Source organism: Kaistia hirudinis, from assembly GCF_014196455.1.
In the GTDB taxonomy this organism is placed as follows: Bacteria; Pseudomonadota; Alphaproteobacteria; order Rhizobiales; family Kaistiaceae; genus Kaistia; species Kaistia hirudinis.
Window position 1 is genome coordinate 215981 of sequence record NZ_JACIDS010000001.1, and the last position, 12862, is coordinate 228842.

Here is a 12862-nt window from a genome sequence, read left to right on the forward strand (position 1 = left end):
AATATGGAAGCCCCTTGGCCCCGGCGTTGCGTCCGATTCGGCCGCCTAGGCGGCCTTGGCGGCGAGCGCCTGGTCGGCGGTCAGTGCCGTTTCCGGCGTGCCGGAGACGATGAGTTCCAGCACCTCGGCCTCGTTGGTATGCGCGATGTAGCGGTCGCCGACATTCTGGCCGCGCTTCATCACCATGATGCGGTCTCCGACCTCGAAGATGTCGGTCAGGCGGTGCGAGATGATGATCTGCGCGACGCCGTGCTGCTTGAGCTCCGCCATCGTCTCCAGCAGCCTTTCGGTCGCCATGACGGAAAGGTTGGCGGTCGGCTCGTCCAGCACCACGACGCGCGGATCGAACGAGATCGCGCGGGCAATCGCCACGGATTGCTGGCGTCCGCCCGACAGGCTCTCGACCTTCTGGAACACGGAGTTCACGTCGACCTTGAGCCGCTTCAGCACGGAATCCGCCTCGGCATACATGCGGCGCCGGTCGACGAACAGGCCGCGGCGCGGCCAGCGGCCGAGGAAGATGTTCTGCGCGATGTCCATGTTCCCGCAGAGTGCGAAGTCCTGGTAGATCATCTCGATGCCGTGGACGCGGCTCTCATGCGGGCTCTTGAAATGCGTCGGCTGGCCGTCGACCAGCACGTCGCCGCTGTCGCGCTGATAGGCGCCCGTCATCACCTTCATCAGCGTCGATTTGCCGGCGGAATTGTCGCCGACCACGCCGAGGATCTCGCCGGGCGCGAGACGCAGGTTCACGTCCCTCAGGGCCTGCACCGGCCCGAAGGCTTTCGAGATGTTCTTCATCTCGATGAGGAGGGGGGCTTTCTCAGGCATGATTGGCTCCGGACTTGCGACGCGCCAGGAAGAAATGTCGGATCGAGCCGAGGACGTCGTTCTGGCGCAGCCAGATGTCGCCGACCACGGCCACCATCAGGATGAGGCCGATGAAGACGTTCACCCAGTGCTGCGGCATGACGAGCGACTGGCCGTTGCCGAGGATGATCTGCAGCGACAGCAACGCGCGGATCAGCGCGATCACGGCGGCGCCGGCCAGCGCCCCGATGATCGTGCCATAGCCGCCGAAGATCGAGCCGCCGCCGATGATCACGGCCGCGATGGCGTCGAGCTCGCGCAGCTGCCCGGCCGACGGGTTGAACGAGCGCAGGAAGGCGACATAGATCACGCCGGCGCAGGCGGCGCAGAGCGCCGAGAAGACGAGGCTGATCGCCCGCACGCGGCCCGCATTGATGCCGGCATATTCCGCGGCGCGGCGGTTGCCGCCCGTCGCATAGATCATCTGACCGAACGGCGTCTTGGCGAGCACGATGCCGGCGATGATCGCGACCAGCACCATGAAGATGGTCTGCACGCTCACCGCCGCCGCGAGGTCGTAGAGCAGCGTGTCGCGCGTCGGCGCGATGCCGAGATAGGTCAGGATGTCGATCAGCTTGCGCCCGAGCAGGTTGAAGCTCTCGGGGAAGGCCGAAAGCTGGCGGCCCGCCGTCATCCAAGCGCCGATGCCGCGCGCCATGTAGAACATGCCGAGTGTCGCGACGAAGGCGGGCAGGCCAAAGCCGACCGTCAGCGCGGCGTTGACCACGCCGGCGGCGGCGCCTGCCAGCAATGCGAGGAAGACCGCGGTCCAGGGATCGAAGCCGAGCTGCTTCATGAAGAAGGCGCAGGTCGCCGCCGAAAGCGCGAGGACCGAGCCGACCGAGAGGTCGATGTCGCCATTGGCGATGACATAGGTCATGCCGATCGCGAGCAGCCCGACCTCGGTGAAGGACAGCATCAGGTTGAAGGTGTTGTCGATCGAGCCCCAGAAATCGGGGCGCAGATAGAGACCGACCACCCAGAGCACCACGGCGAGGACGATGGCGGCGGCATCCCGGCGGGCGAAGAAACGCCCGAGGGGGCCGCGCGCGCGCATCGAGCGGTCCGAGGCCGAGGAGCCCTTGGTCTGGGCGCCTTCGATCGCCACGCCGCCGACCTCGATCACCGGTGGCAGGGGGCGTCCGCGCAGCCGGGCCCAGAGGCGCGGGAAGACGTTGCGGCGGATGATCCAGGGCTCGATCAGCACGGCGATCAGCAGGATCAGGCCGAGGAAGGCCGGCACCGCGCCGGGCGGCAGCTGGGCCATGCCCTGCACCTGCATCTCGACGCCGCCCACCTTCATGGTGCGCGTCATCGGGATGCCCTCGCGCAGCACCTTGTCGATCAGCGTGACGAGGATGGCGCCGAGCGCGCCGCCGAGCAGGCGCCCGCGTCCGCCGAGGATCGAGGCGCCGCCGACGATCACCGCCGCGATGACGATGAGCTCGGCGCCCTGGCCATATTGCGAGGTGATGCCCTTGTCCTGCGCCACGGCCATCAGGCCGGCGAGCGTCGCCGAAAGCGCGGAGAGCACATAGCCGCGGATGCGCACGCGCCGCGTCGGGATGCCGGCATAGCTCGCCGCCATCTCGTTGCCGCCGGTCGCATAGGTCTCGTAGCCCCAGCGCGTCTTGGCGAGCACGAACATGCCGACGATGGTGACGAGGATGAAGATGATGATCTGGTTGTTGAAGCCGAGCGCGTTGGTCTCGCCGATGGAGAAGAACCAGGCGCCGTTCTGCGTCGCCTTCTCGCCATAGGAGATCGTCTTGCCGCCGGTGAGCCCGAGCACCAGGCCGCGACCGATGAACAGCATGGTCAGCGTGGTGATGAAGGACGGCACGCGCAGCACCGTGACGAAGATGCCGTTGATCAGGCCGACGGCGACGCCCGCCACGATGGCGGCGAGAAGCGACGGCACGATGCCGAGATCGTAATAGGACGTCGAGAAGGCGATCGAGAACACCGTCGCGACGAGGCCGTAGGTCGAGCCGACCGACAGGTCGAGGTCCTTGTTGACGATGACGAAGGTCATGCCCGCGGCCATGACGCCGAACCGCGCCGTATCGCGCAGGACCGCCGAGAAGGCGTCCGGCTGGCCGAAGAACTTCGGATTGATGAAGATGCCGGCGATATAGAGCAGCGCCATGAACAGGAGGAGGCCGACCTCCCAGCCGCCGATCAGCTCCAACGGGAGCCGGCGACGCGCGGGCGAGGCGGAAAGGCTGGTTGCGGACATGGGCTCTGTCGCTCGATCCGGAATGTGCGATGCCGATGCTGCGCCGCAGTCATCCCCGCGGCATGCGCCGGGGACCCAGACTTCATCGGCATGAAGACGGCCGGATTGCCGGGGCGAGCCCGGCAATCACAGGACGAGGGGCGCCGGACTGACCACCCGCGCTTGAGGCGCGGGTGGTCAGGGAGCCTCAGTTCTCGAAGCGCTTGCCGACGAGGTCGACCGTGTCCTTCGTCACGAGCTGGGCGCTCGTGTCGAGATTGGCGGCAGAGATGCCGCGGTCGATCTGCAGGTAGAGCTGCGCGACGGGCCAGAAGCCCTGCAGGAAGGGCTGCTGGCCGAGCGAGCCGGTCAGCGCGCCGGTGCGGATCTGCTCCTGCTGCTTCGGACCGAGGTCGAAGCCGAAGGCGCAGACCTTGCCGTTGAGCTTGAGCTGGGCGACGGCGTCGCCGAGAGCCGGCGTCACGAAGCCATTCGCCGCGAAGGCGCCGACGACGTCGCCGCGCGACTCGATCAGCGAGACGATCGAGTTGACGATGTCGTCCTTGTTGACGTCGATGCCGATATTCTCCGGACCCGCGTCGACCTTGAAGTCGTTCAGCTTGCCGGCGGCGTTGAGCGCCTTGACGGTGGCCTCGAAGGCGGCCGTGACGCGGCGGTTCACTTCCTCATTGCCGAGCGTGGTCGTCGACGGGAAGATGATCGAGCCGCCCTTGGCGCCCGAGTCGAGGATGCACTTGGCGAGCGCTTCGCCGCCGATGCCCGCGGCCGAGGACTGCTGGCCGGTATGGCTGATCTGCGAGCGGTTCGCGATCGCCGGGTCGAACGAGTTGGTCGTCGCGACCGGGATGCCGTTGGCGAAGGCCTTCTTGACGATGTCGTCATAGGCGCCCGACTGCGGCGTCGTCAGGATCAGGCCGTCGATCGTCGGATCGTTGATGACCTGGTTGAGGATCTCGATCTCACGCGGAATGTCGTCGACCGGCGCTTCCGAGCCGAGCTTGATCAGGTTGATGCCGAAGGCATTGGCGGCGACCTGCGCGCCGACATAGGTCGGGTCGAAGAAGCCGTTACCGGCGGTGTGGGTGATGATGGCGAAGGTCAGCTTGCCATCCTTGGAGTGGAAATCCTTCGTTCCCGGCGCTTCCTTGGCCGCTTCGTCGAAGGTGTAGCCGCCGACGGCCTTGTCCAGCGTGCCGGACTGCGCGAAGGCGTAGGTGCCCACAAGCGAGACCGCCGCGCCGAGCGCGAGCGTCTTCAACAGGCGTTTCATGACGATCCTCCCGAAATCGTTTTATCCCGGAACTCTCTCCCAAGATCCGAGTGAGGGCAGCATATTCAACGGTATTGCCCCCTGCAATGCTTCATTTGAGGTTCGAAGGAACGATTCTGATGGCCGCTCCTCAGAATCCGGCAATGTTATCCTCAGCCAGGGCGACGGATATGCCTCGGCTGATCATGCCGCGGTGCAGCTTGGAGCTATCGTATACTATTGCATCGCAATATCGCGGTGCAGCATGTCATGCCGCGAGCGACTGCGCCTTGAGCGCCCCGGCCGCCTCCGCGATCGATGCGAGCTGATCCGCATCGTCGAGATTGGCGAGGAACGGCGCCATCGGCCCGGTCTCGGCGATGCCGGCGAGGCGCACCGCCTCGTGCAGCACGCGGATCGGCGAGATCGCGTCGCGCAGGTCCTCGAGCGGCAGGAAGGCGGCGCGGATCCGTTCCGCCTCGTCCAGCCGCAGTGACTTGAGGGCCGCGAGCAGCGCCGACGACAGATGTGGCGCCACGCAGACCGAGCCGGAGGTGAAGGAGGCGAGGCCGAACTTCCGGAAATGCACGATCGCCGGCCGCTCGCCGATGCCGCTGACGATCCGCTCGCCGCTGCCGACCGCGTCGAGGATCGCCGAGAGTGTCGCGTCGACCGTCGGGTCCTTGCGCACGATCGCGTATTTCACGGCCGTGATGACGCCGTCGCGGAAGAGCGCGGCGATGTCGGCCGGGTCGAGGAAGCCCTCGCTCTTCACATAGGCAATGAGCGGGCGGCCATAGCGCTCGGCGAGGCGGCGCAATCCGGTGGCGACGCCGCGCGGCACGGCCGGGAAGGTGAGGGGGAGCAGCATGGCCGTCGGAAAGGCGCGCTCGCGCAGGATGTCGACCTGGTCGCAGGCCTTGCCGAAATCCGCGCCGATCGAGGGGACGATCCAGGCGGAGGGCGACGCGACCGCCTCGAGCACGTCGCAGAGCGTGCCATATTCGCCGACGCCCATATTGTAGAGATTGGCGTTGCCGCCGAACATGAAGGACGAGACGCCGCCGCCATGCAGCCAGGCGACGAGGCGCCGCGTCTCGTCCGCGCTGATCGCCCCATCCGCTTGGCGCGGCAGCGGCGGCACGGCGAGCACCGAGCGCGCGAGATCCGCGGGTGTGACGGCGTCAGTCTTCATCGATTGTCCCTCCCGAGGACGTCGCGCGCCGGCTGCGGCGCGCGCCATTTGGACCATCCCAGGCGTGCCGGGGCAAGAGCCAGGCGGAAAAGACTGCGGGCGGGCTGACCTCCGCTAGAGGCGGAGCGCGCCGATCGCGCTGCCGGCGGCGCTCAGGGGCGCGCGGCCCGAGAGCACCGCGGCGGCGGCCTTCAGCGCGGCGATGTAGCGCTCGCGGTTGCGGGCGGCGTCAGTGCGCGATGCGACGATGCAGAGCGTGGCGATGCAGGTCCGGCCCATGCCGGCGACGGGCACGGCGAAGCAATGGGTGAAGCTGTCGACCGTGCTGTCCATCGTGAAGAAGCCATCCTGCGTCGCCGCGCGGATCTGGGCGATGAAGGCTTCCGGCGCGAGATGCGTGCGGTCCGGCAGCGTGAAGTCCTCCGGCGGGACGAGCGCGCGGATCTCGGCGTCGGAGAGATCGCCGAGCAGCAGCCGGCTCGACGCGGTCCACGGCAGCGGCACGGGCTGGCCGATATCCGACGAGATGCGGAAGGGGCGGGCGGATTCGCGCATGCGCACGACGACATATTTGTCGCCGTCGAGCATGCAGAACTGCGCGGTCTCATGCGTTTCGCTGGCCAAGGCGTCGAGAACGCGCTCGCATTCGCGCGTAAAATCGTAGCGCTCCTCATAGGCATGGCCGAGGAAATAGAGCTTGCGGCCGAGGAAGACGCGGCCTTCCTCGTCGACGGTCTCGAGCACGCCCTGCCGCAGCAGCAGGCCGACCAGCTCATAGACCGAGGAACGGGGCGCACCGAGCTGCGCGGCGATCTCGTTGGGATTGGCGGGCTCGCGTTTCAGCTTGAGATATTCGAGGATCGCGAAGGCGCGATCGAGGCCACGCGCCCGCTTGGTGACCTGCTCGCCGTCCAATGTGTCTGCCATTATTCCGCCTGTAAGCGACCCTTGGACCGCCGTCCCGCACCCCTTGCAAGGCGCCTGATTGGGTCTATAGTCCGCGTGTCCGCTATTGTGTCCTATGGTCCATTATAGCGGACATCAAGCGGCGACGGCAAGGCGCCGACACAGAGGGGAATTTCCATGAAGCGTATTGTCTCGAAATCCATGCTGGTAAGGGCCGTCATGGCGGGTGCAGCCGTGGTCGCGGTTTCCCTGACGGCCAGCGGCAGCGCCAACGCGCTCTCCAACTGCATCAAGGGTGACCGCAAGGCACCTTACAGCGTCGGCTGGGCGAACATCTATTCCGTGCCGACCTGGATGAAGCAGACCGAAGGCACGATTACCGCCGAGGTGGACGAGCTCAAGAAAGCCGGTCTCGTCAAGGACCTGATGATCACGGACGCGCAGGGCAATGCGCAGACGCAGATCCAGCAGATCCAGTCGATGATCGACGCCAATCTCGACGCCATCATCGTCGAGGCCGGTTCGTCGACCGCGCTCGACCGCGTCATCTCGGATGCCTGCGCCAAGGGCATCGCCGTCGTCAATTTCGACAGCCTCGTCGACACCAACAACCTGACCGCCAAGATCAACACCGACTCCAACGAGTGGGGTTCGTCGGCCGCCAAGTGGCTGATCGAGAAGCTCGGCGGCAAGGGCAAGATCATCGTCATGAACGGCCCGGCCGGCATCTCGGTCAGCGATGATCGCCGCAAGGGCGCGCAGCCGGTGCTCGACGCCAATCCCGATATCAAGATCATCACCGAGACCAACACAGAATATAACGTCGCCCCCGCCCAGGAGGCCATGACCAGCCTGCTCTTCGCCAATCCGGAGATCGACGGCATCCTCTCGCTCGGCGGCGCTCTGTCGGCCGGCTCCGTGCTCGCCTTCGACCGCCAGGGCCGCGAGCAGGTTCCGATCACGGGCGAGAATGCGCGCCAGTTCCTGGAGCTGTGGAAGGAGAAGGGCCTCAAGTCCTGGGCGACGATGCAGCCGAACTGGCTCGGCGCCCTGTCGGTCTATGCGGCCGTCCAGGCCCTCGAAGGCAAGGACGTTCCCGCCTTCGTCAAGGTTCCGCTGCCGGTGATCGACGATTCGAACATTGACGGCTACCTCGCCAAGGCCGGCGACTTCCCGGCGGACGGCTATATCTACTCGCCCTACGACAAGGCGCTGTTCGACAAGCTGCTCGCGCAGTAAGCCGAAGCCTGGGCGAGAGGTGAACTGATGGATCAGGCGACGCCCTTGATCGAGGCGCGGGCTGTATCGAAGGCCTTCTTCGGCAATCCCGTGCTCAAGGGCGTCGGCATCGCGCTCCGCCCCGGCCGCGTCCATGCGCTGCTCGGCGAGAACGGCGCCGGCAAGTCGACGCTGATCAACTTGCTGTCCGGCGCGCTGCAGCCGGACGATGGCGAGATCCTGATCGACGGCAAGCCCGTCGCCCGCCTCACGCCGGCCAGCGCGCGCGCTGCCGGCATTGCCGTGGTGCAGCAGGAACTGAGCCTCGCCGCGGAGCTGTCGATCGCCGAGAATATCGGCCTCGGCGCGGCCCCGCGGCGCTTCGGCATGATCGATTATGGCGCGCTCAGCCGTCGCGCCGCCGAGATCTGCGGCCTCGTCGGCATTACCGAGCCGCTCGATCTGCCGGTTGGTGAATTGTCGCTCGGCCGCCGGCAGATGGTCGAGATCGCGAAGGCGCTCTTTCGCCAGCCGCGCATCCTCATTCTCGACGAGCCGACCTCGTCGCTTTCGGCGCATGAGGTGGCGATCCTCTCGGGCCTCGTGCGCACGCTAGCGGCGCGGGGCATTGCCATTCTCTATATCTCGCACCGGCTGAACGAGGTTCAGTCGCTCTGCTCGCATGTCACGGTGCTGAAGGACGGCGTGGTCACCGCCGACCAGTCGCTCGCCGAAGTGGACGCCGAGGGGCTCGTGCGGCTGATGGTCGGCCGCGACCCCGGCGAAGTCTTCCCGCCGCGCGGCACGCCCTCGGGCGGCGAGGAACTGATCGACATCGAGGGCTTTTCGGCCGGCATGGTGCATGACGTTTCGCTGCGCGCCCGCGCCGGCGAGATCGTCGGCATTGGCGGGCTGGTGGGGCAGGGGCAGGAAGACTTCATGCTCGGCCTCTATGGCGCGATCGATGCGAGCGCGCGCCGCGCCATGATCGGCGGCCGGCCCGGCCCCTTCGCCCATGTGCGCGCGGCCAATGCCGCGGGCCTTGCCTATGTGCCGGCCGACCGCAAGAAGGAAGGCCTCGTCCTGCCGCATTCGATCGCGTCGAACCTGCTGCTGCCCTCGCTCGGCACGCTGATGAAGCATGGCATGCGCGACCGCGCCGCCGAGGCCGGGCTCGTCGCGCGCCTCGCCGAGCGGCTGACGATCAAGGGCGACACGTCGCGCGCCGTCCAGGCGCTGTCGGGCGGCAACCAGCAGAAGGTGGCGCTCGCCAAATGGCTGCCGCTCGTGCCGCGCGTGCTGCTGCTCAACGATCCGACGCGCGGCGTCGATGTCGGCACCAAGCGGGAAATCTATCACATGCTCCGCAGCTTCGCGGATGAGGGCAAGCTGATCCTCCTGATCTCCTCCGACACGCCGGAACTGGTGCATCTGTGCGACCGTGTCGTCGTCTTCCGCGAGGGCGCCGTCGCGGCGGAGCTGCCGCGTGAGGCGATCTCGGAGGAGGCGATCGTCGGCGCGGCGATGGGGCTCGGGGCGAAGGACCGCGCGGCATGAGCATGGCAGAGGGCATGGGTTCGCTCTATTTCGCGATCCAGAGGCGGCGCAATCGCGGCCTCGTCGGACTTTATCTCGTGGTCGGCGCGTTTCTCGTCGTCTACGCCTTCATGTTCCCCGGCCTGTTGACGATCGGCGGCTTCTCGAAATTCTCGCAGAACTGGTTCCCGCTCGCCCTCGTCACCATGGCGCAGGCGCTGCTGATGCTGAATGGCGGCATCTCGCTGGCGATCGGCCCGCTGGTGAGCCTCGGGGCGGTGGTCGCCGCGCTCACGATGGAGGGGCCGGCCGGCGTGCTCGGCGGCCTCGTGGCCGTCGTCATCGTCGGGCTCGGGATCGGCGCGATCACGGGCGCGATCGTCGCCTATATGCGCCTGCCCGCGATCATCGTGACGCTCGCCGGCTCGTTCATCATCACCGGCATCGCGCTCATCCTGCTGCCGCGCCCCGGCGGCTTCGTGCCGGACTGGCTGTCGCAGCTTCTCGCAGGCCACACGCCCGTCGCCTTCGGCATTCTGATCCTCGTCGTCATCGGCTGGAAGCTCTTCCTGGCGACCCCGCTCGGCACCGGCATCTACGCCGTCGGCGACAATCCCGTCGGCGCGTTCCGCTCGGGCGTGCCGGTCGAGCGGGTGCGGATCGTCTCCTTCGCACTGTCCGGCCTGCTCGCCGCGCTCGCCGGCCTCTTCGTCGCGGCGCAGACCGGATCCGGTGATCCCGTCATCGGCAATCCGTTCACGCTCAATTCGATCGCGGGCGCCGTGCTCGGCGGCGTCGGCTTCCTCGGCGGCAAGGGCGCGATGCGCGGCGCCATCTGCGGCTCGCTGCTGCTCTCCGTCATGATCAACGTCATGTTCTTCATCGGCTTTCCGCCGGTCGCCCAATATGTCGCGCAAGGCGTCATCATCGTCGGCGCCGTGGCGATCCCCGAATTCGCGCGCCGCTGGAGGAAGGCATGAAGGGCGCCTCGTTCACCGAGCGGCTGCTGCGCAATCCGCCGCTGCTCACCTTCCTGCTCGTGGCGCTGGTGTGGATCGTCGCCTCGCTGACGCTGCGCGGCTTCGGCGCCTATGGGCATCTGCGCTACATCCTCGAGCTCTCGGCCGTCATCGGCATCGTCGCGGCCGGACAGACGCTGGTGATCCTGCTCGGCGGCATCGATCTTTCCGTCGGCGCGGTGATCACGGTGACGGCGATCCTGCTGCCGCTGATCTCTCCGGACTGGGACCCGACCGGCCTCGTCGGCATCGCCCTCGCGCTCCTCATCGCCGCGGCCATCGGCTTCATGAACGGCGTCGGGCAGGCCTTCCTCAAGGTGCCGGCGATCATCATGACGCTCGCCATGGCGACCTTCCTGCAGGGGCTCTTGATCCTCGTCGCGGGCGGCAGCGCCGTCTCGGTGACCAACAAGGCGGTGATCCTGCTCGGCTCCGCCCGGCCGGCCGGCGTTCCGGCCGGCATCATCCTGTGGATCGTCGTCTCGTTCGTCGTCCTGCTCCTGATCCATCGCCTGCCGATCGGCGCGCGGCTGCTCGCGCTCGGCGCCAATCCGCTCGCCGCGCGGCTCTCCGGCGTGGACGTCAACCGCAACAGCCTGATCGGCTATACGCTCTCCGGCTTCTTCGCGGGCCTTGCCGGCATGCTGCTCCTCGGCATGAACCGCCAGGGCTATGTCGGCATCGGCGATCCCTATCTGATGACGTCGATCGCTGCCGTCGTGCTCGGCGGCACGTCGATCCTCGGCGGGCGCGGCACCTATGCCGGCACGATCCCCGGCGCGATCCTGCTCGTCACCACGACGGCGCTGATCACCGTCGTCAATGCCTCGGCCGGCTGGCGCTCCGTCATGTTCGGCTCGCTCATCCTGGCCCTGCTGCTCGTCTCGGGGCGCGAGGCGCGGCGCTGAGGCGCCGCACCGTCGCGTTCCGCATGACGGCGGCGGGCAAAAGGGTGTAGGACGGCCGCGCCGCGATCCGGCGGCTCAACAGGATCCTGCGAAAATGACCGATACGCTCGTCCGCGGCGCCCGCATCATCGACGGAACGGGCGCGCCCTGGTTTCGCGGCGACGTGGCGATTTCGGGCGGTCGCATCGCAGCGATCGGACATGATCTGCCGGCCGGAGACGCGGCAGTCATCGATGCCGCCGACCGCTATCTGGCGCCGGGCTTCATCGACGCGCATTGCCATGACGACCTCATCTTCCTGCGCGAGGGCGATCGGCGCGAGAAGGCGGCGCAGGGCGTGACCAGCATCGTCGTCGGCAATTGTTCCTTCTCGCTCTATCCCGCCAATCCGGATTCGCGCGACTTGCTGCGCCAGCATTTCTCCGGCCTCCTTGGCGAGACGCATGACGACGAAATCTTCGCGGACTTCGCCGCCTATCGTCACCGTCTGCTCGAACAGGGCATCGCGCTCAATCTCGTTTCGCTCGTCGGCCATGCCGGGCTGCGCCTCGCCGTGATGGGCTATGACCGCCGCCCCGCCGGCGCGGCGGAGATCGAGGCGATGTGCGCGCTGCTCGCCGAGCAGCTGGCCGCGGGCGCCGCCGGGCTGTCGCTCGGGCTGGTCTATCCGCCGAGCGCCTTTGCCGACGAGGCGGAGATGCTGGCGCTCGGCCGTACGGTCGCGCGCTACGGCAAGGTGCTCGCCGCGCATGTGCGCAGTTATGAGGCCGGCCTCATGGACGCGATCGACGAGTTCGGCGCGGTGGTGAAGGGTGCCGGCGTCGCGGGCCTGCTGTCGCATCTCCAATCGGCCGGCCGGCCGAACTGGGGCAATCTCCCGGCCGCCATCGAACGGCTGGAGGCGATGCGGACCGAGGGCATCGACATCTCCTTCGACATGTATCCCTATCCCGCCGGTTCGACCTGGCTGGCGCAGTTGCTTCCGGCCGCCGTGTTCGACGGCGGCATTGCCGCGGCCAAGGCGCGGCTGCAGGACGCCGAGACCCGCGCGGTGCTGCAGCGCTGGGTGGAGGAGGGCGGTCCCGAATATCCCGGCCAGAGCAAGGTCGCGCTGATCGGCTGGGGCAATGTCCGCCTCTCGGCGGTGGGCAGCGCCGAGATGAAGTCGCTCGAGGGCCTCTCGATGAGCGCGGCGGCCGAGCGGCTCGGCATCGCGCCCTTCGAGCTGATGGCCCGGCTGATCGACGCCGATGACGGCCAGACCGGCATCATCCTGTTCCAGCTCGACGAGGAGGATCTGCGCATCGCCTGCTGCAACCGGCTGCACATGGTCGGCTCGGACGGCCTGCCACGGCCGGGCACGCGGCCGCATCCGCGCGCCTTCGGCACCTTTCCGCGCGTCGCCGGGCCGCTCCGGCGCGAGAAGCACTGGTTCTCGATCGAGGACGCCGTGCGGCGCATGACCTCGATCGCGGCGCAGCGTTTCGGCCTCAACGATCGCGGCCTGGTGCGCCCCGGCATGGCGGCCGACCTCGTCCTGTTCGAGGATGCCATCAACGACACCGCGACCTTCGACGATCCGGCGCAGCTGCCGACCGGCATCGATCATGTCTTCGTCAATGGCGAGGCCGTCATCGCGGATGGCGTGCAGACCGGGCTGCGGCCGGGCCGCGTGCTGTAACGATCGCGGTCGACCGCGGCGGGCCGGCATGGCAAGGTCCG

Annotated in this window: 10 protein-coding genes; 5 read left to right on the forward strand and 5 right to left on the reverse strand. The window is 67.7% G+C overall.

The window, feature by feature from the left end; genetic code table 11:
- Positions 1-45 precede the first annotated feature (45 nt).
- From GGR25_RS01065 to GGR25_RS01085, 5 genes are all read right to left on the reverse strand, one after another.
- Positions 46-831, reverse strand: a complete 786-nt coding sequence (locus tag GGR25_RS01065; RefSeq protein ID WP_183396883.1) for an ATP-binding cassette domain-containing protein — start codon at positions 829-831, stop codon at positions 46-48.
- Entirely contained in the window at positions 824-3109 is a 2286-nt protein-coding gene (locus GGR25_RS01070; RefSeq protein WP_183396884.1) for an ABC transporter permease, read from the reverse strand. The genes GGR25_RS01065 and GGR25_RS01070 overlap by 8 nt, the downstream gene beginning before the upstream one ends.
- Before the next feature lie 187 nt (positions 3110-3296).
- Positions 3297-4379, reverse strand: a complete 1083-nt coding sequence (locus GGR25_RS01075) for a substrate-binding domain-containing protein (protein WP_183396885.1) — start codon at positions 4377-4379, stop codon at positions 3297-3299.
- 247 nt (positions 4380-4626) lie between these two features.
- Complete coding sequence (locus GGR25_RS01080) at positions 4627-5553, reverse strand: dihydrodipicolinate synthase family protein (protein ID WP_183396886.1); 927 nt, start codon at positions 5551-5553, stop codon at positions 4627-4629.
- Positions 5554-5667: 114 nt separating this feature from the next.
- Positions 5668-6480, reverse strand: a complete 813-nt coding sequence (locus tag GGR25_RS01085; RefSeq protein WP_183396887.1) for an IclR family transcriptional regulator — start codon at positions 6478-6480, stop codon at positions 5668-5670.
- A 180-nt stretch (positions 6481-6660) separates the two neighbouring features.
- Between GGR25_RS01085 and GGR25_RS01090 the strand changes: the two genes are divergently transcribed.
- The 5 genes from GGR25_RS01090 (at position 6661) to GGR25_RS01110 (ending at position 12821) form a co-directional block, all read left to right on the forward strand.
- The gene (locus tag GGR25_RS01090; protein ID WP_380147691.1) at positions 6661-7698 is read left to right on the forward strand and encodes an ABC transporter substrate-binding protein; all 1038 of its coding nucleotides are present in this window, start codon (positions 6661-6663) and stop codon (positions 7696-7698) included.
- Positions 7699-7725: 27 nt separating this feature from the next.
- On the forward strand, positions 7726-9234 hold the full coding sequence (locus tag GGR25_RS01095; RefSeq protein WP_183396889.1) for a sugar ABC transporter ATP-binding protein: 1509 nt from the start codon (positions 7726-7728) through the stop codon (positions 9232-9234).
- Between the two features lie 2 nt (positions 9235-9236).
- On the forward strand, positions 9237-10193 hold the full coding sequence (locus GGR25_RS01100) for an ABC transporter permease (RefSeq protein ID WP_183397611.1): 957 nt from the start codon (positions 9237-9239) through the stop codon (positions 10191-10193).
- On the forward strand, positions 10190-11140 hold the full coding sequence (locus GGR25_RS01105) for an ABC transporter permease (protein ID WP_183396890.1): 951 nt from the start codon (positions 10190-10192) through the stop codon (positions 11138-11140). Before GGR25_RS01100 ends, GGR25_RS01105 begins: the two co-directional genes overlap by 4 nt.
- Positions 11141-11234: 94 nt before the next feature.
- A complete protein-coding gene (locus GGR25_RS01110; protein ID WP_183396891.1) occupies positions 11235-12821 on the forward strand; it encodes an N-acyl-D-amino-acid deacylase family protein in 1587 nt (528 codons plus the stop codon).
- Positions 12822-12862: the final 41 nt, after the last annotated feature.

Bases quoted from the DNA above. Each gene is read 5' to 3' on its own strand.
- GGR25_RS01080 (WP_183396886.1), bottom strand. From the start codon at position 5,553: ATGAAGACTGACGCCGTCACACCCGCGGATCTCGCGCGCTCGGTGCTC.
- GGR25_RS01065 (WP_183396883.1), bottom strand. From the start codon at position 831: ATGCCTGAGAAAGCCCCCCTCCTCATCGAGATGAAGAACATCTCGAAA.
- GGR25_RS01100 (WP_183397611.1), top strand. From the start codon at position 9,237: ATGGCAGAGGGCATGGGTTCGCTCTATTTCGCGATCCAGAGGCGGCGC.
- GGR25_RS01085 (WP_183396887.1), bottom strand. From the start codon at position 6,480: ATGGCAGACACATTGGACGGCGAGCAGGTCACCAAGCGGGCGCGTGGC.
- GGR25_RS01075 (WP_183396885.1), bottom strand. From the start codon at position 4,379: ATGAAACGCCTGTTGAAGACGCTCGCGCTCGGCGCGGCGGTCTCGCTT.
- GGR25_RS01090 (WP_380147691.1), top strand. From the start codon at position 6,661: ATGCTGGTAAGGGCCGTCATGGCGGGTGCAGCCGTGGTCGCGGTTTCC.
- GGR25_RS01110 (WP_183396891.1), top strand. From the start codon at position 11,235: ATGACCGATACGCTCGTCCGCGGCGCCCGCATCATCGACGGAACGGGC.
- GGR25_RS01070 (WP_183396884.1), bottom strand. From the start codon at position 3,109: ATGTCCGCAACCAGCCTTTCCGCCTCGCCCGCGCGTCGCCGGCTCCCG.
- GGR25_RS01105 (WP_183396890.1), top strand. From the start codon at position 10,190: ATGAAGGGCGCCTCGTTCACCGAGCGGCTGCTGCGCAATCCGCCGCTG.
- GGR25_RS01095 (WP_183396889.1), top strand. From the start codon at position 7,726: ATGGATCAGGCGACGCCCTTGATCGAGGCGCGGGCTGTATCGAAGGCC.